Origin of the sequence: Agrobacterium sp. NPDC090273, from assembly GCF_044772305.1 — a bacterium.
GTDB lineage: Bacteria > Pseudomonadota > Alphaproteobacteria > Rhizobiales > Rhizobiaceae > Agrobacterium.
The window spans coordinates 51,454-75,119 of sequence record NZ_JBIVYN010000009.1 but is presented as its reverse complement, the minus strand read 5'-3'; the positions used below and the strand labels follow the sequence as shown (position 1 = coordinate 75,119).

At 56.8% G+C, this 23,666-nt stretch carries 19 protein-coding genes and 1 pseudogene; 12 read left to right on the top strand and 8 right to left on the bottom strand.

The genetic code is table 11. The annotated features are described in order from the left end of the window. Window positions 1-119 precede the first annotated feature (119 nt). The 5 genes from ACIQT8_RS21295 to fepB all read right to left on the bottom strand — a co-directional run bounded on the left by ACIQT8_RS21295 (window position 120) and on the right by fepB (window position 5,221). Window positions 120-1,409, bottom strand: coding sequence for a CynX/NimT family MFS transporter (locus ACIQT8_RS21295; RefSeq protein WP_400969379.1), 1,290 nt, complete (start codon window positions 1,407-1,409; stop codon window positions 120-122). A 6-nt stretch (window positions 1,410-1,415) separates the two neighbouring features. Next, complete coding sequence (locus ACIQT8_RS21290; RefSeq protein ID WP_400969376.1) at window positions 1,416-2,084, bottom strand: FadR/GntR family transcriptional regulator; 669 nt, start codon at window positions 2,082-2,084, stop codon at window positions 1,416-1,418. Window positions 2,085-2,214: 130 nt separating this feature from the next. Continuing rightward, the gene (locus ACIQT8_RS21285) at window positions 2,215-3,249 is read right to left on the bottom strand and encodes a FecCD family ABC transporter permease (protein ID WP_400969373.1); all 1,035 of its coding nucleotides are present in this window, start codon (window positions 3,247-3,249) and stop codon (window positions 2,215-2,217) included. Then, window positions 3,246-4,256 (bottom strand): FecCD family ABC transporter permease, encoded by a 1,011-nt coding sequence (locus ACIQT8_RS21280; RefSeq protein WP_400969371.1) that lies wholly within the window; start codon window positions 4,254-4,256, stop codon window positions 3,246-3,248. Before ACIQT8_RS21280 ends, ACIQT8_RS21285 begins: the two co-directional genes overlap by 4 nt. Further along, window positions 4,253-5,221 (bottom strand): Fe2+-enterobactin ABC transporter substrate-binding protein, encoded by a 969-nt coding sequence (gene fepB, locus ACIQT8_RS21275; RefSeq protein ID WP_400969368.1) that lies wholly within the window; start codon window positions 5,219-5,221, stop codon window positions 4,253-4,255. The genes ACIQT8_RS21280 and fepB overlap by 4 nt, the downstream gene beginning before the upstream one ends. Before the next feature lie 156 nt (window positions 5,222-5,377). On the opposite strand from fepB, the gene ACIQT8_RS21270 reads away from it, so the two are divergent. Continuing rightward, window positions 5,378-6,181 (top strand): ABC transporter ATP-binding protein, encoded by an 804-nt coding sequence (locus tag ACIQT8_RS21270; protein ID WP_400969365.1) that lies wholly within the window; start codon window positions 5,378-5,380, stop codon window positions 6,179-6,181. Then, a complete protein-coding gene (locus ACIQT8_RS21265; protein WP_400969362.1) occupies window positions 6,178-7,473 on the top strand; it encodes an NtaA/DmoA family FMN-dependent monooxygenase in 1,296 nt (431 codons plus the stop codon). Before ACIQT8_RS21270 ends, ACIQT8_RS21265 begins: the two co-directional genes overlap by 4 nt. Before the next feature lie 2 nt (window positions 7,474-7,475). On the opposite strand, the gene ACIQT8_RS21260 is transcribed toward ACIQT8_RS21265, so the two are convergent. Beyond that, entirely contained in the window at window positions 7,476-8,261 is a 786-nt protein-coding gene (locus ACIQT8_RS21260; RefSeq protein WP_400969359.1) for an IclR family transcriptional regulator, read from the bottom strand. 259 nt (window positions 8,262-8,520) lie between these two features. On the opposite strand from ACIQT8_RS21260, the gene ACIQT8_RS21255 reads away from it, so the two are divergent. Continuing rightward, window positions 8,521-10,617, top strand: a complete 2,097-nt coding sequence (locus ACIQT8_RS21255; protein ID WP_400969356.1) for a TonB-dependent receptor — start codon at window positions 8,521-8,523, stop codon at window positions 10,615-10,617. Between the two features lie 89 nt (window positions 10,618-10,706). On the opposite strand, the gene ACIQT8_RS21250 is transcribed toward ACIQT8_RS21255, so the two are convergent. Next, window positions 10,707-11,447 (bottom strand): YrbL family protein, encoded by a 741-nt coding sequence (locus ACIQT8_RS21250; RefSeq protein WP_400969353.1) that lies wholly within the window; start codon window positions 11,445-11,447, stop codon window positions 10,707-10,709. Between the two features lie 238 nt (window positions 11,448-11,685). Between ACIQT8_RS21250 and ACIQT8_RS21245 the strand changes: the two genes are divergently transcribed. Continuing rightward, window positions 11,686-12,399, top strand: a complete 714-nt coding sequence (locus ACIQT8_RS21245) for a FadR/GntR family transcriptional regulator (RefSeq protein ID WP_400969351.1) — start codon at window positions 11,686-11,688, stop codon at window positions 12,397-12,399. Here ACIQT8_RS21245 and ACIQT8_RS21240 read toward each other — a convergent pair. Then, window positions 12,371-13,795 (bottom strand): aspartate ammonia-lyase, encoded by a 1,425-nt coding sequence (locus ACIQT8_RS21240; RefSeq protein WP_400969348.1) that lies wholly within the window; start codon window positions 13,793-13,795, stop codon window positions 12,371-12,373. The two genes, ACIQT8_RS21245 and ACIQT8_RS21240, sit on opposite strands and share 29 nt — an antisense overlap. A gap of 238 nt (window positions 13,796-14,033) precedes the next feature. Between ACIQT8_RS21240 and ACIQT8_RS21235 the strand changes: the two genes are divergently transcribed. From ACIQT8_RS21235 to fhuB, 8 genes and pseudogenes are all read left to right on the top strand, one after another. Next, the gene (locus ACIQT8_RS21235) at window positions 14,034-15,509 is read left to right on the top strand and encodes an amino acid permease (RefSeq protein WP_262526975.1); all 1,476 of its coding nucleotides are present in this window, start codon (window positions 14,034-14,036) and stop codon (window positions 15,507-15,509) included. Next, complete coding sequence (locus tag ACIQT8_RS21230) at window positions 15,506-16,441, top strand: asparaginase (RefSeq protein WP_400969345.1); 936 nt, start codon at window positions 15,506-15,508, stop codon at window positions 16,439-16,441. The genes ACIQT8_RS21235 and ACIQT8_RS21230 overlap by 4 nt, the downstream gene beginning before the upstream one ends. 92 nt (window positions 16,442-16,533) lie before the next feature. Beyond that, window positions 16,534-17,130 carry an RNA polymerase sigma factor gene (locus ACIQT8_RS21225; RefSeq protein WP_400969342.1) on the top strand — a complete coding sequence of 199 codons (597 nt, stop codon included), beginning with the start codon at window positions 16,534-16,536 and terminating at the stop codon, window positions 17,128-17,130. 104 nt (window positions 17,131-17,234) lie between these two features. Continuing rightward, a pseudogene (locus ACIQT8_RS21220) lies at window positions 17,235-17,384 on the top strand (FecR/PupR family sigma factor regulator); the annotation flags it as partial. A 126-nt stretch (window positions 17,385-17,510) separates the two neighbouring features. Next, on the top strand, window positions 17,511-18,218 hold the full coding sequence (locus ACIQT8_RS21215) for a FecR family protein (RefSeq protein ID WP_400969682.1): 708 nt from the start codon (window positions 17,511-17,513) through the stop codon (window positions 18,216-18,218). A 116-nt stretch (window positions 18,219-18,334) separates the two neighbouring features. Next, on the top strand, window positions 18,335-20,776 hold the full coding sequence (locus ACIQT8_RS21210) for a TonB-dependent siderophore receptor (protein WP_400969339.1): 2,442 nt from the start codon (window positions 18,335-18,337) through the stop codon (window positions 20,774-20,776). Further along, the gene (locus ACIQT8_RS21205; protein ID WP_400969336.1) at window positions 20,722-21,675 is read left to right on the top strand and encodes an ABC transporter substrate-binding protein; all 954 of its coding nucleotides are present in this window, start codon (window positions 20,722-20,724) and stop codon (window positions 21,673-21,675) included. Before ACIQT8_RS21210 ends, ACIQT8_RS21205 begins: the two co-directional genes overlap by 55 nt. Further along, window positions 21,668-23,650 (top strand): Fe(3+)-hydroxamate ABC transporter permease FhuB, encoded by a 1,983-nt coding sequence (gene fhuB, locus ACIQT8_RS21200; RefSeq protein ID WP_400969334.1) that lies wholly within the window; start codon window positions 21,668-21,670, stop codon window positions 23,648-23,650. Before ACIQT8_RS21205 ends, fhuB begins: the two co-directional genes overlap by 8 nt. Window positions 23,651-23,666: the final 16 nt, after the last annotated feature.

Here is a 23,666-nt window from a genome sequence, read left to right as displayed (position 1 = left end):
GTGGTCGGTGCAATTACGCCTTGCTGCGCCATGAGCGCAACAGCAACCTCGGCTGACCGTACGCCATGTGCGGCGGAAACCGTATCAAGCGCGGCGAGACCTGCCGCGCGAATGTCGGCTCACATCTCGACAGTTTTCGCGTTCACGAAACCCGAACGCCCGGCGAACCAACCATTGACAGCAGCAACAGCACCCAATCCAACAAAAAGGACCGCGCACCAGGCAAAGCTGCCCGTCCAGCCCCGAATGACGCCAGCAACAAGCGGACCGATGGCCGCCAAAAGATAACCAACGCACTGGGCCATACCCGAGAGATGAGCGGCAACATGTGGGTCGCGCGAACGCAATACGATCACCGTCATTGCTGCAGCGATCAATCCTCCCTGTCCAATGCCCTGCAGTACAGCCCAGAACCACACGGTCGAGAGCGGAGCAAATAGCAGGCCAATCAAAGCGACAACTGCGAACGCGCAAAGCGTAACATTGACGACACACTGGTTTTTACCGCGAACGGCGATATGCGGCACGACAAGGCACGACGCTGCCTGCACCATTACCGATACTGATACGATAGCGCCGGCGGTGACACCATCAAGACCGCGGTCACGCAGGATTGGGACGAGCCAGCCAAAAACGCTGTAGGCAAGCGCAGACTGAAAACCCATGAACATCGTGACGTTCCAGGCCAACCTGTCTCGCCAGAGACCTTCGACACGAAAGCCGCTGCGTGCCGATTTGTCCTTAGCCAACAGCACCTGCGGCAACCAGAGGGCACCGACCAGCAGTGCCGGAAGCGCCCAGATCGCCAATGCGCCATTCATTGAACCGCCAAGCATTTTCTCCAAAGGCAAGGTTAGCCCTGCAGCGCTCGCCGCCCCGGCGCAAAGCGCCATGGTGTAAAGGCCCGTCATCAAAGCAGCATTCCTGGCAAAGTCCCGTTTTACGAGACCCGGCAGAAGCACATTACCGATTGCGATGCAGCCACCGGCAAGCGCCGTTCCGAGGAACAGGGCTGGAACAGAATGCAGACCACGCAAGGCCGTTCCAAGCGCCAGGAACAGCAACACCCCAAGAAGGGTCCGCTCAGATCCGATACGCTGGGCTAGGCGAGGCGCCAGCGGCGAGAAGGCGCCAAGGCAAAGGACAGGCAATGTTGTCAGGACACTCGCCGCAAACGAAGACAGGCCAAGTTCACTACGGATTTCCGGAAGCAATGCCGATGCACTGGAAAAAACCGGACGAAGATTGAATGCGATGAGTACGAGGCTAGCGCCAAGCAGAACACGCCCCAAAGCACTCTGTCGTGGCGGGACGGGTGCCGGCACCGTGTCGATTTCGGCATCGACCAAGGTATCCTCGACCGGATCGTGGCCCTGGGTCTTTGGTGCCCCTAGAAATGAAGCAGTCATGATATTTTACAATCTGTCGAGAGTTGAGAAGATAGGAGCCATAAAACGGCGAACCGCAACAGCGGCTTTGTCGGCATCACCGGATTCGATCGCGTCGACGATATCCGCATGGGCTTGCATATCGGGTTCGGGCACTTCTGCGCGCAGTGTCGCCTGAATTGTCTCCGCGATGGAGACCGAAAAGAACTCGTAGATTTCGACCATCGCGCGGTTTCCAGACGCCGCAACGACAGCCTTGTGGAAGGCGAGATCGCGCACGATGAACGCGGAATTGTCGCCGCCCTCGTAGTTGCCCCGTTCTGCCAGCAGGCGCCGCAATTCGCCAATGATGTCGGGTGTTCGTCGTATCGCAGCCAGTCGTGCAGCCTCGACGTCCAGAGCGCAACGCGCTTCAAACTGGTCGCGTAGACTTGCACGCCGCGCCATGGTCAAGGTTTCTGTCGGGTCGGTTACGGAAAGCACATAGGTGCCAGAACCTTGTCTTGTTTCGAGGAAACCCTGTGCCACGAGGACGCGGACCGCCTCGCGCACGGTACCGCGACTGACAGAAAGCGTTGCCGACAGCCCTGCCTCGTTCGGAAGCTTGTCGCCGATCGCCCAGCGACCCGCTACAATCTCACCTCGTATGGCTTGAGCTGCCTCGTGTGTCAGACTGGATTTGCTAACGGTTTGCATGACGATCTCTATTCATCAAGTCATCAGATGACTTGATGAATAGAGATCGTCATTGAAGGAGTCAATCGGTGCGCAGACGCGAGCTAACACAGCAATCCGCAGACATTGATTGCCCATCCATCCGGCGTTATCAGTTTCGCCTACGGGACAGAATCCACAAAAGATAAACCCCACCGATCATGCCGGTCATAAGTCCGATCGGCAGGTTGAGATTAAGTGGCAGTCGTTGCGCCAGGAGATCCGCGCAAAGCAGAAGTGTGGCCCCCATCAAAGCGCTCGATAACAATGGCACCTGGGGTGCATGCGTCAGGCGTCGGGCAAGTTGCGGAGCAATCAACGCAATGAAGGCTATGGGGCCGGCGGCCGCTGTAGCAATGGCAGTCAGCCCGACACCCATCATGACCATTAGAAAGCGGGTGCGCTCCACATTGACACCGAGCTGCCCAGCCGTATCGTCGCCCATTTCGATGACGTCCAGTCGACTTGCATAGGTGAGAACGAATGGAATAACCGCGAAAAGGCCAATCGCCGCCGGTACGACATGCGACCAGCTTCGCGTATTGAGTGAACCGCCTAGCCAGAGCTGTGCGGACATGGCCTGGTCAAGGTCCCCTTTCACAAGTAGCACCGTATTCAGGCCTGAAAGAACGGCACCGACCCCGATACCGACGAGCACAAGCCGATAACCGCCACTCGATTGCCCTTTCATCGCCAGGCTATATACAAGTCCAGCAGCAGCGAGCCCCGCCACCACGGCCGCGGCCGCAGTCTCCAACGCTCCAGCATCAAAAAGAATGATCTGAACGATGGCGCCCGTCGCGGCGCCCGTGGTGAAGCCGAGTATGTCGGGTGACCCAAGCGGATTGCGTGAAATCGACTGAAAGATTGAACCGGCCGCGCCAAGACAAGCTCCAACCAGCGCGGCTGTGAGAACCCGTGGCAGCCGGACTCCAAGCACGATGCGCTCGGCAGCGGGATTTTGAGTGGCACCAAGGAGCGTTTCCAGCACCTCCTTCGGACTGAACTTGAGACTCCCTGTTCCCAGAAGAAGCATGGCAACAATCGCAGCCGCTAGCAGCAAGCCGAAGCAGACAATGATGCTCCTTGGTCTCCAGATGATCGACACGTTGCCGAAGCGGAACACAGGCGGAAAACCACTTCTCATGCTTTCCCCAAACGAAAATGACGGGCGGCACAGATGAAGAACGGTCCCCCGATCAACAGAACGACAATTCCCGCAGCAATTTCCTCGGGCGCAACCACGATACGGCCAACGATATCGGAGAGCAGCAGAACGCATCCCCCAGTCAGCCCGGATGCCGGTATGATCCAACGGCAATCAGGTCCGATGACGCTGCGTGTTATCTGTGGTGCGACCAGGCCCAGGAAGGTTATCGGACCGGCTGCTGCGGTTGCAGCCCCTGCCAGAAGTGTCACCGCGCCACACGCCCCAATCATTGTAGCGCCAGCGCTGGCGCCAAGTGACCTGCCAAGCTCTTCTCCCAAGGCGATGGCATTCAGATTGGAAGAAATTGCCATGGCGATGATGGAACCGAACACGACTGCAAGGGCTAGCACGCCCGCAATGTCGAAGCCCCTTCCTTCGACCGAGCCCGCGGCCCAGTTTCTGAAATTGTCGAGAACGTCTGCCGGCGCATTCAGGACGACGACACCAGTGACCGAGCCAAGAACGATGGAGAGCCCCGCACCCGCAAGCACCAGACGCACCGGATCGGTTCCACTTCCTCCGGCACGACCGAGCAGCAGGACCGCGCAGGCAGATGCGGCTGCTCCGGCAAAGCCCAACCAGACGTAGCTAGCGATGTCATGGATGCCGAGAACCGCGACACCAAAAATAACAGCGGTCGCGGCACCGGCGTTAACACCGAGCAAACCCGGCTCGGCGAGCGGGTTGCGGGTGACCGCCTGTGTGAGAGCACCGGCTACGCCAAGCGCAACACCGGCCAGCATTGCAATAAGCGTTCGCGGTGCGCGCAAGGACCAAATGATCAGATGCTCATCGATGACCGGATTATATGCCAGAAAAGAAGCCCTAACCGTCTGCAGGTCGATGTGCCTGGAACCGAGACCAAGGCTTGCGACCGAAAGCACGATCAGGAAGCCAAAGAGCCCCGCAGTGACCGCAATTCGACGTGCGCGACGTGACGTCATGGTTTGCGCATCGAATCGACAACAGTATCAATCATCTGACGTCCCGAGTAATAATCGATGCGAAACGACGACTGACCGAGGGGATAGACCCGCCGATTGATGACTGCCGGAAGGTTGGCGAGGATAGGGTCTGCCAGAAAAGCGTCAACATCCTTCGGGTTTGCGCGCAACAGGAAAACTGTATCGCCTGTGATCGCTGCCGGCAGATTTTCGTGGGAGATGAAGTCAAAGTCGCTTGACCTGGTGACGCCTCCACGCAAGGTGTCGGGAAGCCCCGCCACGGTCATGCCGAGCGATGACAGGACTTGTGCCTGTGCGCTCTCAGGCTTGCCGATCGAATAGCTGCCACCGATGTTATAACCGACGACAGTGACCTTACTAGCCGCCAAGGCAAGCTTCGTGGCCGCGTCGGCTGCGTACTGATCAAATTCCTTTATGGCCGCTTCAGCTTGCTCTTCCCGTCCGGTCGCACGTCCCAACTGACGCGCGACATCTTGCCAGCCGTGATTGGCATAATCGACAATCATCACCGGCAGATGCTGGTGGTTCAGCTCCGCATAATGTTGAGCGACGCTGTCGGCACCGGTTGATGAACCGATGATCAGATCCGGATTCCATCCGATAACCGCCTCGATATCGAACACAAGATTTCCGTAGAGAACCTCAACACCGCGTTGATGAGCGACGTCTGACCATTGTGAAAAGAAGCCGGTCGGATCGGTCATGCCACTTGGCGTTGTTGCAGCCGAAGCCACCACCGGCGCCCCGATGGCAAGGAGGATACCTGTCAGGCTCGGTGCCGTTGAAATGATCCGCTGAGGCTTGGCCAGCAACGTCAGCTTTCCCTTGGCGTGTTCGATCTCACGCGGCCAATCCGGTTGCGCAGAAAAAGCATGACGAAAGGGAGCGGTTGCGGACAGTGTCAGGCAAAGTCCGATGAACAGAAACGTTCGGCGTCTGGCCATAAGGTGCTCCAGCTACAGGCGCGGCGCAGGCGCTCGGGAAGCGCCAACCGCAAAACATGATGAATCCAGTCAATATTTTTCGGTGGCCATATTGCAGAATGCATTCCGCAATGCAATACGCCAGTAGACAACGGTCCATAGTCAGGGAACGAACGAATGGCGCGACTTCGAACACAGTCGGTGACGTTGCGATACGATAAACGAACCGTATCCACAGACCTCTCCGTAAGCATTCCCGACGGCGGTTTCACGGTTATCGTCGGTGCCAACGCGTGCGGGAAATCGACCTTGTTACGCGGCTTGTCCCGACTTCTGAGGCCTGCGTCAGGAGAGATAATTCTCGACGGCAAAACCATTGAAACCTTCACGAGCCGCGAACTCGCCCGGCAACTAGGCCTGCTTCCCCAAAGTGCAACGGCGCCTGTCGGTATTACCGTTGCGGAACTGGTTGGTCGCGGGCGTTTTCCACATCAGTCGTTTCTCAGACAATGGTCGACCGCAGATCAGCTCGCGGTCGAAAATGCCATGCAGGCGACCGGCGTCAGCCAGTTGGCTAACGTTCTGCTGGAAGAACTGTCAGGCGGCCAGCGCCAGCGCGTCTGGATCGCAATGGTCCTGGCACAGGACACATCCATCCTGCTGCTCGACGAACCCACCACGTTTCTCGACATAGCCTTCCAGATCGAGGTTCTCGATCTCTTGGCCGAACTCAACATCAAAGGCCGGACGATCGTCGCCGTGTTGCATGATCTGAACCATGCCTGCCGTTACGCCACACACCTGATCGCCATGCGTGATGGCCGAATCGTCGCCGAAGGCCGCCCTGCGGATATAGTTTCCGCAGACCTTGTCGAAGATGTCTACGGGCTATCATCAATGATCATCACCGATCCCTATTCCAATACCCCCATGATCGTCCCAAAGGGACGGCTCCAGATGCTCAGGAACGACGCGCCATGAACCAGTCCAAACTTCATATCGGATTTTGCCTGGCGCCGCTTTGGCTTCAGGTTCCATCTGCCGAGACCGACAAGACTGGAATACCGCCGGACCCGGTTGATTTCGCGACTTCTCTTGCCAAGCGGGCGGAAGCTGCAAAGCTCGATTTCGTTTTTCAGGTCGATTACGTCGGCATTCTCAAACGCGCACGTAAAGCCAGCGGTCTAGCGCCGGTCGGCCTCGAGCCTACGGTCCTCTTTGCTGCGATTGCCCGGTCCACGACACATATCGGGATGGTGACGACAGCATCGACCACGTTCAATCTTCCCTATGTCGTGGCGCGCCAGATGCAATCTCTGAACTGGATCAGCAATGGACGTACCGGCTGGAACATCGTCACGTCGATCGAAGGCGCCGAAAATTTTGGCGACGAGCCCATGCCATCAGCTGAAACCCGCTACCGAAAAGCTGCAGAATTTACCGATGTCGTCCGCCGCCTGTGGCGAAGCAATCCAGGCAACATGCCCGGTAAAGAGCCTCAATCTATCGAACATCAAGGTGAGTTCTTCAGTATCAAGGGACCACTCAATGTTCCCTGCCATGCATCCGGCGAACCTCTGCTTTTCCAGGCCGGCGCCTCAGACATCGGCCGCGACTTTTCCGCGTCGATCGCCAATGGAACATTTGCGGCGACACCGGACATGACCGCCGCGATCGACCTCAGGAGCGATCTGCGCAGACGCGCTCGCGCTCATGGGCGGAAAGCGGAAGACATCAAGGTATTGCCCGGTCTCCACTTCTTCCTGGCAAAGACACGCGAAGAAGCCGTTGCCTTGCACGAGAGAGCCCACGCCCATCTCAGCGAAGACTACCGTCGGCAATCGGTCAAGGCTGTCCTCGGCCTCGATCTCGCCGATATGCCGCTCAATGCAAAGGTGACCGCTGCAATGTTGCCGTCAATCGACCAGCCTGTGCGCAGCCGCACCCATGCCGATCTTTTGCGCCGCTTCATCGAGCGAGAGGAACCGTCAGTCGCACACATCTTGAAACGTCCGGAAGTCGTCGGCTCCGCCCATTGGGTGTCGGTCGGCACACCGCAGGACGTTGCCGAGGAAATTGCCGAATGGCACGACGCGGGAGCCTTGGACGGCTTCATCGCCTTGCCCGGAGGCTCTCCCGCATCGCTTGCATTGTTTTTTGACGAACTGGTGCCGCTCCTGCAACAACGCGGACTTTTCCGCGCTGAGTACAAAGGTGCAACGTTACGCGACCACCTCGGCGCATCGACAGAAAACGACCTTGTCGAGCTTTAGCATCAAGACCTGGCCGGCAAGCCTGAATCCGATGTCGCCAGCCGGCCAGCCTCCAGCAACGCCGCAAAATGCCCCTCGGATCGCGCCGTTTTGACGAAGGAGACGGTGGTAACAACACAGGCAATTTCGCCGTGGGCATTGAAAACCGGCACGGCCTTTCCCGTCAACGCGTTGAAAAGATGCTCATCGAGTTCGGCGCCGCCCTTTTTGCGGATTTCCGAAAACTGCTCCTCGTCCGGGCGTGCGCCCCGAAAGGCGTCCGGTTGGAGTTTGCGCACCGCATCGATGCGATCTGCCGGAAGATAGGCCTGGAACACCAGACCGCAGGCCGTGTTATCAAGAGGAAGAACGTCTCCCAGCGAGACAGTGCTGATTGCAAAGCTGGAGCTGCGGTACCACTGAACAATCGTCGGGCCACGATCGGTCCAGATTGCTACGCCACAACTGGCGCCAATCGTTGCCGCTAGCGTTTTCATATGACGTGCCGCGACTTCAACCGGGCTTATGCGCCGCAGTGCACTGATACCGAGGCTCAGAGCTGCCGGACCGAGATCGTAGGCACCTGTGACCTGATCCTGGGCGACCAGCCCCTCTTTCACAAGGCTCTGCATGTAGCGATGCGCGGTTGAGCGTCCGCTTTTGGCGCGCCGCGCCAGTTCGCCGAGTGCGAGAGCTGATTCGGACTGAGCCAGAATGGTCAGGAATCGCGCTGCGATCGAAACAGACTGAATGACACCAGATCGTTTGTCCGCTTCGCCGCCGTCTTCATTGCCTATACCGTCGTTCAAAACCCAATCTCTCCCACTGCATCTCGGCATCCCCGCGCCATTTCATATTGGCCCGACCTGAGCATTACATCGCTGTCATGCCAGAATCCCGACGTTTGCGGCAATGCTCTTTTCTTACCCGTTCTCCTGCCTGTTGCCAATTTGGCACAAAAGCACCATCACACAACAATGTTCACATTATGGAATGCATTCCCTATTGCGGAATATCATCGCACGAGTTACCGAACATGAGTTTTCAACTCCAGTTTTGAGATCTTTTATGACATCGCGCCCCATCCTTCGTTTTTCGAGCAGCGTCAGCATCCTGACACTCGCACTCCTGACCGCCTCTCCCGCACGATCGCAGGACGCGACGAACCAGAACGAGGACGCCACAGTTCTGAAACCGATCATCATCACCGGGGAAAAGGTGGCACGTGATCTGAAGAGCACAGCCTCCTCGGTTGCGATCAAATCAGCGCGAGAAATCGAGAAGGAGAAGACAGGAAACGCGACCGTTTCGGAGGTTATTGCGGACACCGCCAACGTGGTCTTCCCCGACAATGTCAGTGCCCCGATCATTCGCGGACAGGACACACAGGGACCGAACACCGGTGCTACGGCCTTCTTCGCCGGCACTGTTCCGCGCGCAACAATCAATGTCGACGGCCACTATCTCGGCTACAATGAATTCATTTACGGTGCGACATCCGCGTGGGATGTCGAAAGCATCGAAGTCTTCCGCGGGCCACAGACGACATCGCAAGGCGCCAATGCGATCGCTGGCGCGATCGTCGTCAACACCAAGGACCCGACGTTCACGCCAGAGGGCGCCTACCAGGCCGAATTGGGCAGCTACCACACCAAGCGCGCATCGCTCGCACTCTCTGGTCCCATCGTTGGCGAGGACCTGGCTGCCCGTATCGCGATTGATTACTCGGGGCGCGATACATTCATCGACTACATCAATTCCGGATTTGCCAGCAAAGGCACAGATCAGGATTTCATGGAATTCAACGCTCGGCTGAAGTTCCTTTGGGAGCCTTCCGAGATCCCGGGGCTCAGCACCAAGCTCACGCTTTCGCACAGCAACGCCAACCGCCCCAGCCAGGAAGCGGCATCGGTCCCGTTCGATGCGCTGAACCACACGACAACAACAATGCCGAGCTGGAGACAACGAACCGACACAGCTATCTTCGACATCAGCTACGATTTTGAGAATGGTGTGAAGGTGTTTAACCAGACGCAATTCACGGATTCGAACGCCAAGCGCCGGGTCGGTGTGGTGAATAATGGTGACGCAGATGTGGATCAGACCAATGTGTCGGAAGAAGTCCGCGTCACATTCGGCGAGCAGGATGACACACTAAGCGGTGTCGTCGGCATCTTCTACAACCACACACAGGCCGACGAGGCGCTCTACCTCGCTTATAATGGCAAGACGACCTCGACCTTCGATGACCAGAAGGACAATCTTGGTCTTTTCACCGAAATGACCTATCGCCTTAGCGATCAGTGGTCCTTGACGGGTGGCCTGCGTTACCAGCGCGATCAAATTCAACGAAGCGGCACCTCTGTCTATGCGGCAAACCCCGTCGATTTCGATACGACCTTCTCCGCAGTCCTGCCGAAAGCATCGATTGCCTACGCCGTCACGGACGACTGGACCGTCGGTGCTCTCGTCAGCCGCGGATACAACCCCGGTGGTGTTTCTCTCAACATCTCTGCGCAGAAATGGATGGAGTTCAAAGAGGAGAAGCTCTGGAACTACGAGCTATTCACCCGTGCGAACCTCCTTGACGACCGGCTGACGCTGACTGGCAATCTGTTCTACATGGACATGAAAAACGCCCAATATAACATTCCTGTCCAGGTGACTTCGACGCTGACCCAGTCTTACACGATCAACGCAGAGGAGGCGCACGCCTACGGTCTCGAGATTGGCGGCGACTATCGGGTTCTCGATAATCTGACATTCAAGGCGAACGCCGGTCTGCTCAAGACCGAAATCGAACGGATGTCCAGCAACACGACTTACGAAGGCAACGAATTCGCCAAATCACCGGGCTATATGGTCAGCTTCGGCGCGAGCTGGGATGTGACCGACAAGTTCAACGTATCAGGTCAGGTTCGCCATCTCGATGGCTATTATTCCGACATTGGGAACACGAAAGCCTATGTCATCGAGCCCTATACAATTGCCGATGTCCGTGCGAGCTATCAGTTCCGTGAGGGGCTCGAAGTCTATGGCTACGTCAAGAATGTCTTCGACGAACGCGCGCCGACATACATGCAGCAGAACCGCGGCATCGGCGGACTGGAGGCAAGCATGACCGCGCCACGCGTGTTCGGTATCGGCGTCAAAGGTTCGTTCTAATTTGCGACTTCAAGGCCGGCCGCTTGGTTGCAAGCCGGCCTTGAGTTTGAATTTCACCGGCCGGCGATGGTTCGGCTGTTTCCTGACTATCACCCGTCGATAAGATGGCCGTCGAGAATGTCGATGCCGAAGAGCGTTCCCGCAAACATCAGGAACAGCACGATCGTCTGCTTGCCCAGCGAGCCTCTCAGGAACCGGAAGGCAACTTCCGTATAGATCGCCTGCGCAAGGCGCTTTTTATAGGTCGTGTTCAGCCGCGGAAACCATGCCCGGACAGGAAGAAACGTCTTGTCGCCAATACCGTCGATCAACACGAGCGTATTGCTTTTTTCATCCAGCACAATGTTCTTCAAATGGACGTCGGCGGCGACGACGCCGCTTTTTACGAACCAGTCCAAAAACTCGTTGAGTGCTACGTCAGTCTTCGCATCGTAACGACCGGTCTCCAGCGTCTGGTCCAGTGTCATCGCCAATGATCCGTTTTTTTGGGTGACTGGCTGCACGACAAGGCCCGTTCCCTTGTCGGTTTGCACCAACCCGGCAAAGCGTTGAAGATGGCGCGCCGTCCGCATGCCCTCCCTCGAAGCCCTTTCGTATTCATGTAATTCGCGTCGCAAGGGGATCATGGTCTTATAAAATCGGCGCAGCGCCGCCAACAGTTTCACCCGTTGAAAATACCGCCGTGGCGGCGGTTCCTTGGCCTGGACTTTGACAATGAGATCCGTACCGGGAAGCGCATAAAGTTCGCGTGACATGCCTTTGGCGATTGGCTTGTCAGCGAGCTTCACCGAAGACGCCAAGATTCCTTGTCCACCCACGATTATCGACATGATCACCTCCACCCGTCACAAAACTTTCACATTCCGTATACGGCAGGTTGTACTGCAGAAAAAGCCCGCGAACGACGATACAGTCGGGAGATCGGCAGCCAATCACGCCTTCGTTACCTCTGTAACATGCGCTCGCATGCAGTTCTCCTGCGGTTTGGCTGTTGGTATCATCGGCAAAACCATATCCTGCAACATGCCGGGAATTGACAACAAGACAACCATCGGACACGTTGACAGTATGAGTGCATTGACTGATTGGTTGTCAGAAAGTAGCCCGATCAGTCGCAAAAATGCGGCTGAAGCGGTATTCGAAGAGCTGCGTTCTGCGATAATTTCCGGCCGTATCGAAGTTGGCAGGCGCCTGCCATCTGAAGCTCATCTCGCGTCGAAATACGGTGTCAGTCGTCCGGTTATTCGTGAAGCCCTCCGATCACTTCAGACGTTAGGGATGACACAGACGCGGACAGGAAGTGGCACGTTCGTGACGACAGCCACGCCATCAACCGATCTGAGTTATAGCGGTTATTCTGCACGAGATCTGATCGAAGCGCGCCCGTTCATCGAGGTTCCTGCCGCTGGCTGGGCCGCCTTGCGCCGCACGACAGAGCAATCCACGCGCCTCCTAAAACTCTGCGATGATATGGAGAAGGAAGAAGACCCGCTTCGCTGGGTCAGGCTCGATTCCGATTTCCACATGCTCCTGGCAGAAGCGTCCGGCAATGCCGTGTTTTCCAAAATTGTCATGGATGCACGCGATGCACTCATGCAGCAGTCCGAACTGGTCAACCTGATGGCCAGTCGCCGTGTGGCATCCAACCTCGAACATCGACAGATTGCAACAGCGGTCGATGCTGGCTCGCAAGACGACGCCTCGCGAGCCATGGAGCTTCACCTCGGTCAGGTGAAGCTGGCAGTCACCGAGATTATCGGCGCAGTTCAGCCGGATCGCTGACCGGTTTTTGGACATTCGCCAGAACTTCCGGACGCAGCGCTTTATCCAGCTGTTCGGCAGTCAGGTGCCCCCGTTCAAGCACCACCTCGACAATGGTTCGGCCGGTCTCCAGCGCTTCTCGTGCAACCTGGGTCGCCGCATAATAGCCGATCAGCGGGTTGAGTGCGGTCGCCAGACCGAGCGATTGCTCCAGGCGCAGAGCCATGATGCCCGGATTGGCCGTGATGCCATCGACACATCGCTCCGCAAGGATGCGGCAGGCCGCTTCAAGATGGGCGATACTGTCGCTGAGCGAGCGTACGATCACCGGCTCAAAGGCGTTGAGCTGCAACTGGCCGGCTTCGGCAGCCATGGTGATGGTGATGTCATTGCCAATGACGGAGAAGGCGACCTGATTGACAACCTCCGGGATCACCGGATTGACCTTGCCCGGCATGATGCTTGAACCCGCCTGCATGGCCGGAAGATTGATCTCTCCGATACCGGCGCGCGGTCCCGAGGATAACAAGCGCAGATCGTTACAGGTCTTCGACAACTTGACCGCAACTCGCTTTAAAACCCCAGACAGATGCACGAATGCGCCAGGATCCTGCGTGGCCTCGATCAGGTCGGCAGCAGTAGTCAGCGGCCGTCCGGTCAGCCGCGAAAGGTGTTTGCACGCCAGTGCGGCATATCCTACAGGAGCATTGAGGCCGGTACCGATCGCGGTCGCGCCAAGGTTGATTTCATGCAGTAAGGTCGCAGATTCAAGCAATCGCGCGCGGTCTTCTCCAAGCATAACCGCAAAGACGCGGAATTCCTGGCCGAGCGTCATCGGAACCGCGTCCTGCAATTGGGTACGTCCAACCTTCAGAATTGGATCGAACTCCCTTGCCTTTCGCTCGAATGCTCCCTGCAATAACTCCATCGACACTGCCAGCGTGTCGATAGCTTCGATCGTCCCGACGTTGATGGCGGTCGGATAAGCGTCATTCGTCGACTGACTGAGATTGACGTGATCATTGGGATGCAGGTGCGCGTAGTCACCCTTTGCATGGCCCAAAAGTTCGAGAGCGCGGTTGGCAATCACTTCATTGGCATTCATGTTCGTGGACGTGCCGGCGCCACCCTGGATCACATCGACAACGAACTGATCGTGCAAGGCCCCGGCCCTGATCTCCCTGCAGGCTGCAACGATGGCATCCCGCCGCTTTTCATCGAGAAAGCCGAGTTCGAAATTCGTTTCGGCTGCGGCTTCCTTAACGTAAGCCAGACCGCGGATAACGTGGGGGTACTTACTGATCGTAATGCCGGTGACGGGGAAGTTGTCGACGGCCCTCGCCGTATGGACGCCCCAATAGGCATCCACCGGAATTTCTTTCGGGCCGAGAAGATCTTTTTCAATGCGTATCGCCATTTCTGGCATCCTCCACAATTAACAATCTGTCATGCTGTAAGACAGATTTTGACACATAAGCTTGCCTCGGTGAAATGGTCAAATGAATTTCATCGAACTTGACGAAAGCCCAATCATGGTTTTAAGAAGGCGAAATCTGTATTACAGCATTACAGGATTCCGCGACGATATACGCGAATGAACGAAATCATCCCTCGCCTTCTGGCAAGATATGAGAGCTCTAGGGAGGAGCGTTTCAGTGAATACATCAACACAGATCAAGGCTGAAAAAGGCATCGAGTTTGCCGAAGACCAGGGCTATCAAAAAGCCCTCAAACCGCGTCAGATCCAGATGATCGCCATTGGCGGTGCAATCGGCACCGGGCTTTTCCTCGGAGCTGGCGGAAGACTTGCGGCAGCCGGACCTGCCCTCATCTTCGTTTACGCACTTTGCGGTTTCTTTGCGTTTCTGGTTCTGCGCGCGCTCGGCGAACTGATCATGCACCGCCCGACTTCGGGCTCTTTCGTTTCCTACGCCCGCGAATTCTACGGCGAGAAGATGGCTTTCGCCGTCGGCTGGATGTACTGGCTGAACTGGGCTATGACGGCGGTCGCTGACGTGACCGCGGTCGCGCTCTACATGAATTTCTTCAAACAGTACGTGCCCTTCCTGGTGGGCATCGACCAATGGGTTTTCGCCTTTGTCGCTCTGGTCGTCGTATTGGCGATGAACCTGCTTTCGGTCAAGGTATTCGGCGAACTTGAGTTCTGGTTCAGCCTGATCAAGGTTCTGGCGCTCGTCACCTTCCTGATCGTCGGCGTCTATTTCGTGATCTTCGGCACCCCGATCGAGGGCCACGTCACCGGATTCAGTCTGATCAGCGACAATGGCGGCTTCCTGCCGAACGGCATATTACCGGCATTCGTGATTATTCAGGGTGTGATATTTGCCTATGCCTCGATCGAATTGATCGGCACCACTGCGGGCGAAACTGAAGACCCCCGCAAGATCATGCCGCGCGCTATCCGCACCGTCGTTGTTCGCCTGCTGGTTTTTTATGTCGGTTCCGTCGTTCTGCTTTCTCTGCTTCTGCCCTATAGTGCTTACAAGGCTGGTGAGAGCCCGTTTGTAACCTTCTTCGGCGCCATCGGCATCGAAGGCGCCGACATCATCATGAACCTCGTTGTGCTCACGGCCGTTCTGTCGTCGCTGAATGCCGGCCTCTACTCCACGGGACGCATTCTGCATTCAATGGCGATATCGGGCTCCGCTCCGGCCGCACTTGCAAAGATGAACAAGGCCGGTGTCCCCTATGGTGGGATCGCGGTCACCGCAGCGGTCACGGCAATTGGTATCGTTCTGAACGCGATCGTGCCAGCCATGGCGTTCGAGATAGCCCTCAATCTGGCGGCACTCGGTATCATTAGCGCCTGGGCAGTGATAGTACTTTGCCAACTGAAACTCTGGAGCCTTGCACGTCAGGGCAAGATGAAGCGGCCGGATTTCGCGATGTTCGGCGCCCCCTACACCGGTATCATCACGCTCATCTTCCTGTTCAGTGTGTTGGTACTCATGGCGCTGGACTATCCGGTCGGCAGCTGGACGATTGGTTCCCTGATCATCATCGTACCGGCCCTGATCATTGGCTGGTTTCTCGCTCGTGACCGCATTGCGGCCATCGCTGCCGAAACAGCCGCCAAGCAAGCGGCGGCCGATGATCGGATCGCTTCGTGATCGGCTCTTTGAACAAACCACTGGTGGCGGTCATCGCCACCGGTGGCACCATCGCCAGCAAGCGTAACGCCGATGGCTCCAGCGCACCCTGCCTCGACGGCGACAGCCTTCTCGGCTTGCTTCCTCAATCCAACGTCGACCTAAGAGCCATCGATCTGATGGCAAAAGATTCGGCAAGCCTTACATTGGCCGACATGCAGTCGATCAGTAGTGCGGTGGGAAAACTGCTGGCCGACGACACGATCGATGGTATCGTTGTCCTTCATGGCACGGATGCGATGGAAGAAAGCGCCATGCTGGTGCAACTGCAAAATCGCCTGACGAAACCGGTCATCTTCACCGGTGCGCAACACACTGCCGATCATCCCAAGGCAGACGGACCGGCCAATCTCGCTGCAGCGGTTGCTGCTGCAACTGACCGCAAGAATGCCGGGCGCGGTGTTCTGGTCTGCTTCGGCGGACGCACATCCCCTGCCTGGGGACTTTACAAGCATTCCGCCGACGAGATCGACGCATTCCGTCAATCGACCGCGCAGGAGAACCCGCAAGGTCTTTATTCCGGAGATGTCGGTGCGCTCCGTATCGATATCATTGCGATCTATCCCGGCTGCGACGGCGCTCTCATCGACGCGAGCCTCGACGCCGGCGCCCAGGGTATCGTGCTTGCCGCGCTCGGTTCGGGCAATGCCAATCCCTCGATTGTAGAAGCTGTTCAGCGCAGTTCAGCACGCAATGTGCCATTGGTGGTTTCCAGCCGCGTGCCGCAGGGTAAGCTGACCCCATCCTACGGCGGTGGCGGTGGTGGGCACGATCTTAGCCTGGCAGGCGCCACGCACTCATCCAACCTTCGTCCGGGACAAGCAAGAATTCTACTGGCAGCCCTGATAGCGGGAGGTGCTACAGAGCACTCGATAAAGGACGCATTCGCGTAAACGACAACAAAATCTGAACCGGCCTGGCCCGAGCGGTCAAACTGGTGCAGGAATATCACGCAAACATAAGAAGAGTAATTCTGTCATATTAAATGGCCTGCCTTGGCTGGATTGGCTTTGATAGCTGTCCTACGACACGCTTCACGATCAGTTCTCAACCGGCAGACCCGAGCAATATGACAATCGACCTCGTCAGATTACTGGAATCTTTTGTCCGCTTGCGTCCGCAACTGATATCCTTTTCAAGACAACGCCGCATGGATCAGGGGCTGGCGGAAGACCTCGCTCAAGATACCTGGATAAAGCTCCAGACCTCCAATCAGCCTGCTGGCGTTGACAATCCATTGGGATTCATTCGCAAGACAGCCCAAAACACGACAATCGACTATCTGCGCAAGGAACGTCGGCGCAGAAACATAGACGCTGAGATCGAAGAGATCCTTTCAGAACCGTGCGATCACGTTTCTCCTGAGAGACTTCTTATGGGGCGGCAGACACTGAAGGCCGTGACCGATGCACTTAACCAGATGCCGGACAGAACACGGCGAATCTTCCTGATGAGCCGGGTCGAAGGCCTCACACATAAGCGGATTGCAGAAATCGAAGCGATCACCGAAGAGGCCGTGTATTATCACGTCAGACGCGCACTGGAACGCCTTGCCGTTCTGCGCAACACGCTTGAGCGATAGCTGCCAGTTTTCCGGTTGTGATAGTAGCGCGCCCTAACGGGTTGTGTGATAACGGCATTGCCATGCATCGTTGGCCTGCTGCGGCAATAGTGGTTTCCATTTGAATGACGGACAATGACATCAACAGATCTGAACGCCACCGCGCTGAGTCCGACGCGCGTGACTGGCTTGTCCGCCTGAGTTCCGGGACACTGAGTGAAACCGAGCTGGAACGGTTCAAGGCCTGGCGTGATCACCGACCAGAAAACAGAGCCGCGTTTGACCGCGAGAGGCATTTCTGGAAGCAAATGGATCTCTTGGATGGGGCTACCGATATCCCTCAGCTCCCAACAACCTCATCCATGACCCGGCGGGCGATGATTGGCGGAGGTGCTGCGGCTATGGCAGCATCTGTGGCAATCCTGACAGCGCCCGCGATCAATACATGGTGGAAAGCTGACTACATCGTACCGGCCGGAGGGCAACAGGAACTGCCTTTGCCCGATGGAACGGTCATCGCACTTAATTCGGGAACCGCGATAAAGATAGATTATCGCCCCAACCTTCGTCTCGTTCACCTGTTGCGTGGGGATGCAGAATTTGGTGTCACGCGCGATCGAAGCGGAAGCCGGTTCCGGATTGCCGCGTCGAACGGCATCACCGATGTTGAAGAAGGCCAGATCTCGATCAACATGGTACGCGACACGACAACCGTCGCGGTCGTAAGCGGCTATGCCCTCGTTGCCAGTCCCGTCTCCCCAGATGTCGTTGATATTGCCGGATCGATGTTTGTCGACCTCAAGGCCGCGCAGCAGACACGTTACGCCTCGGGGATGGCACCTGACCGACCATCCACCGCCGATATGGAAATGGTGCTTGCCTGGCGGCAAGGAAAGATCATTTTAGAAGGCAGGCCCTTTGCAACCGCCATCGACGAGATTGCCCGTTATGTTTACGAGCCCGTCCTTTTAAGGCCGGGGATCGACAGATCGGTCCAGGTCAGCGGTGTTTTCTCGACAAGCGACCCGGTGGCGGCTTTACGCTCGGTTGCCCGTACTCAGGACCTATCGGTTCGCCGTATTCCTGGTGTGGCAATCATGATCTCGTGATTATTTTCAGAAAAATCAGAAACTCTCTTTAGGTAAAACCTTCGCTCACGCGTCAACAATCTAGGTGGGCCAGAAAGCGGCCTGCTCTGATGAGGTTTATGCGTAGGGGCGATGCAATGAGCGGGACTATTGGTAGCGATAAGATGGGCGGACGAGGCAAAATGCTTCGGGTGCTGATGGCGGGTGTCGCGATCGGAATTGTCGGAACCAGCACAGCTTGGACCACCAGGCCAGCCTTAGCTCAATCAGTACAAGTGGTTGATTTCAACATTCCCGCAACGTCGATGAACCTCGCACTTCGCCGATTTTCAGCACAGTCCGGGCTGCAGATCGCTTATGAAACGTCGATTGCGGCGAACACGACGGCACCGGCGATAGAAGGACGGCTGACGCCGCAGGATGCTCTTTCCAAGCTTCTGGCAAATTCTGGCCTGCGTTATGCGTTCAGTGGCGGCAACGCCGTGACGATTTTGAGCGCTGCCTCTCCTTCCTTGGGAACCGGCCAGACAGGAACGACAACCCTCGGACAGATTGTTGTCGACGGGACAGGCGGTGCCTTTAGCCCTCTTGAGGGGTATCGTGCCAGCAGCTCCTCATCCGGGACGAAAAGCGATACTCCCATCGTCGAGACCCCCCAATCCATCAGTGTGGTGACGGCAGACCAGATTGCCAATCAAAAGGCCACATCACTGGCCGACACGTTGAGCTACACACCCGGGATAACAACGCAATCTGGCGGTTTCAGCCGGATGGTCGACGATTTCATGATCCGTGGCTTCAACACTGCAAGCGGCAACACCGGTAATCTGCGCGACGGGATGAAGTTCCAGTCCAACGTGTATGACGGCGGCCAGGAGCCATACGGCCTTGAGCGTGTCGAAGTCATGCGCGGCGCGTCATCCGTTCTCTATGGCCAGGTCGCACCGGGTGGTATCGTCAACGCCATTTCGAAACGCCCAACTGCGACACCACTGCGCGAAGTGAATGTTGAATACGGCAGTTACAACAAGAAGCAGGTATCGGGTGATTTTGGCGGACCTATCGATAATGAAGGCGTACTCAGCTATCGCCTGACAGGCCTTTACCGTGACGCAGACAACTGGGTCGACAAGACCGATGACGACAAGGTTTACATCGCGCCCGCGCTTACCTGGCGGCCAGATGACGCCACGTCACTGACGGTCCTCGGCAGCTACCAACACGTCGACACGCGTTTTGCACCGCCATACCTGCTCTCCGACATCACATCCGGTTGGCTTGATCGTGACACATTCACCGGAATAGACAGCTTCGACACCTACAAGTCGGACATTTACACAATTGGCGGCGAATTCGAACACGAGTTCGAAAATGGTCTCAAACTTCGCAATGCCGCCCGCTATTTCAAGGCGGATATTCAGTGGGATTACATGATGCCCAATCTGGCGCCGATCAGCGCGAGTGGGATCATGACGCGATTGGCTTCGGCTCGCGCTGAAACGTCCTACGGCGTAACGTCGGATAACTCGCTTGAATACGAGTTCGATGCCCTTGGTGCCCAGCATACCCTGCTGGGTGGGTTTGACTATTATCGCCGGTCCTACGACAGCCACCGCTATCGTGGTGCAAGCTACAGCACGCTCAACCTCTCGAGCGGTGTTAATACCGGCAGACCAAACGTCAGCTACGCGGTTGACCGTGGCTCCGACAGCATTGGCGACCAGTACGGCATCTACCTTCAGGACCAGATCAAATTTGAGGATCACTGGGTGCTCTTGTTGGGAGGTCGTCACGATTGGGCGGATTCATCCACCCGAAGCTATCAGAACGGCTCGATCGTAGAGCAAAGCGACAGCGCCTTCACCGGCAGAGCAGGCCTCGTCTATCTCTTCGACAACGGCCTGGCCCCTTATCTCAGCGTCAGCCAGTCTTTCCTTCCGCAGGTTGGGTCAGACTACATCACCGGCAATGCTCTCAAGCCGAATGAAGGTTTGCAATACGAGGCGGGCGTCCGATATCAGCCGGTCGGCACCAATCTGCAGTTCAGTGCTGCGGTCTACGATCTGACACAGGAAAATGTCGTATCCTATACGGCCAGTGGCCTCGCTTATCAGCAGGGAGAAATCCACTCTCGCGGATTGGAACTCGAAGCGCGTGGAGATATTGGCAACTGGGGCATCGTCGCGGCTTACACCTTCACGGATGCGGAGATTACGCAAAGCGCCAAGCCTGCCGAGATTGGGCAGCAGGTAGCTCTTGTTCCACGCCACAGTGTTTCCCTCTGGGCAGATTACGGACTTGATGACCTGGGACTAGAAGGCGTGCGTGTGGGCGGCGGGATGCGTTATGTCGGGGAAACCAATCTGACGGACAACATCGCCAATGTTCCCGGTTACGTCATGTTCGACGCGATGGCGACCTTTGACCTTGGAAAGTTGAACGCGGATCTCGACGGACTTGATCTGAAGCTCAATGCCCGCAATCTGTTCAATAAAAAATATTATACGTGCGTTTCGACGGACGGATGCCGTTTCGGCGAACCGCTGACTGTGTCAGCAACTCTTTCCTACAAATGGTAGGGTCATTAGAGATCCGCAGACGAGATTTCCTGAGGGCTGTACCTGCGGCCCTCGGGTGTTTGTCATTACCGTCACGCTCTTTTGCACAGGATAAAGCGGACCGTTTTGTCAGTCTGGACCTGCTGATTACCGAATTGCTGCTGACAATCGGCGCCGTGCCCGTCGCAACATCGAATATCCCACTTTATCAGCGCCTTGTAGCAAACCCTTCGATGCCTGACAGCGTCTCGGACCTCGGTCCACTCAATGAGCCAAATCTGGAATACCTCCAGCGCTTGTCGCCATCGCGCATTTTCGTCGCCGATTGGCAGGCAGCAGGCCTTGAAACAGCGACGCGCATCGCTCCAGTGACCCCTATCCCCGTTTTCGCAGGCAAAACCCCTGCCATCGCCCACTGCGAGACTCTGATCGCCAAGCTCGCAGACATGACGGGGCACGCCTTCGCAGCCCGAAGTGCCGTAGCCTCTATGCGGTCTGAAATTGACGAAACCCGCGCTCGGCTGAAGTCATTTTCGAGGCCCGTTTACGTCTGCCGGTTCAACCGAGACGGCCGAAATCTCGCACTGTTTGGTGGTAACGGCTTGTTGGGCGACATGCTGAAACAATTGGGCCTGCGCAATGCCTTTAGCGGTCGGGTCAACGCCGCCGGTGTAACCAACGCGCCCCTTATTCGCCTGGCGGACGAGCCGGACGCTGTCATCATCCATTTTGACCGAGGACAGGAGACGGACATTGCCTTGCAGAGATTAGAGGCCGGGGCTCTCTGGCACGTCCTGCCGGCTGTAAAAAAGGGCCGGGTCATCCGAATGCCGGTTATTTATCCGAACGGCGGCATACGTTCCGCAGAGCGATTTGCAAACCAGCTCGGACAAAAACTGGGAACGATCACGGATGGCTGATTTCGTGGCCCGGCAGCAAGATCGCCGTATGTCGCTGATCTTGCCCACTCTTCTCTTGGCTGGCCTTGCCCTATTCGCTTTCAATCTGCAACGCGCAGGCTGGCCAGACGTATCTCCATTCCCCCATCTGCCGACGAACGAATTGAAATCCGTTCAATTGCTTTACGGCACTGTTCCTCGTTTCATTGTTGCCTTGGCAGGTGGATGTCTTCTAGGCCTAGCCACCGCGCTGATGCAGCAGGGCCTACGCAACCCACTCGCCGAACCAGGAACAATCGGCCTTCTGGCCGCATCGCGGTTTGCTGTCGCCCTCAGTCTGATCTGGCTGCCTACCATCATAACGAGCTTTGTGATGCCGGCTCTCGTCGGGGCGCTCGTGGGATTGGCTGTCGTTCTTGCTCTTTCCTATCGCGGATCTTTTTCGCCGCTCTTTCTGATCCTGAACGGATTGATCCTGGGCCTTCTGCTCGAGGCTTTCACCTCCATTCTGATACTCACACATTTCGATGAACTCGGCGATCTGCTTCTCTGGCAAGCCGGTTCTTTGGTACAGGACAACTGGAACACCGCATCCACTTTGACGATAATATTAGCTGCTGTCGTCGGCGGCATCGCAGTTCTGCGAAGACCCTTGTCACTCCTTGATCTGGACGACGCTTCAGCGGGCAGCCTTGGACTTTCGCCAAGAATTGTAAGGTTTGTTGCGGTGGCACTCTCGGCCACCATCGCTGCAATCGTCACTTCACAGCTTGGCGTTCTGGCGTTCGTTGGTCTTGGTGGATCAGCACTCGCAAGCCTCTCAGGTGCACGCCGATTTTCGCAACGGGCGGTTTACAGCGCACTTCTGTCGGCCGCACTTCTGCTGTTAACTGATCAGGCCATGCAGGTTCTGGAGACGGTTATCGCCATTCCAGCCGGGACAGCAACAGCACTCCTCGCTGCTCCCCTCATTTTGCTTCTACTCCGCAAGGTTCGCTCGCCCGTGACTATGGGAGAAACACGCGACCCTCATATTCGTGAGAGAACTGGGCGGCTGTGGTTCATCTTCTGCCTTGCGATATCATGCCTGACAGTCATTATTATTGGCAGCGTCACCATCGGAAGAACGCCGGATGGGTTCTTCATTGCGACAAACGCCGAACTTAACGAGTTGCTGCCTTGGCGTTGGCCGCGTGTGATGGCAGCCGGCGCGGCCGGGGGCATGATTGCGATGGCTGGATGTCTCATGCAGCGGATGACCGGCAACAGCCTCGCCAGCCCAGAACTTCTCGGGGTGTCTTCTGGTGCCGCACTCATCATGCTGCCGGTGATCTTTCTTTTGCCACCACTGACCCGGCCTCAGACAATGGTCATCGCTGCTGGCGGGTCGCTGCTATTTCTTGTCATTGCACTTAGACTTGCCAAACGATCCGCCTACGCCCCAGAGAGACTTCTTCTTTCCGGTCTCGCGGTCACAGCTCTCAGCGGCTCACTTTTGTCTATGGTCGCCTATTTTGGTGACATCCGGCTCACTCGACTGGTTGGGTGGCTTTCGGGATCGGCCTATTCCGTAACGCCATGGGATGCGTTCATGACGCTGATATCGTTTGTCATGATTTTGGGAATCCTTCCGTTCGTTCGACGCTGGCTTACAATGCTGCCTCTTGGCGAAACGACGGCAACGTCCCTCGGCGTCAATACCAGCGCTGCGCGCCTGACGATCATCATCGTGACAGCGCTTTTAACAGGTGTGGCAACAGTCATCATTGGACCGATCAGCTTTATCGGACTGATGGTTCCTCATCTCGTCAGACTTCTCGGCATTCACAAACCGATTGGACATATCTACGGATGCGCAATATTTGGCTCCGTTTTGATGATCTTTTCAGACTGGATCGGCCGGATCGTTGCATTTCCATGGGATGTGCCTGCGGGGATCGTGGCGAGCGTGATCGGGGGGGTGGCTTACGGCATCACGGTCAGGACCCGCCGCTAACCGTTCAGGTTCGGAC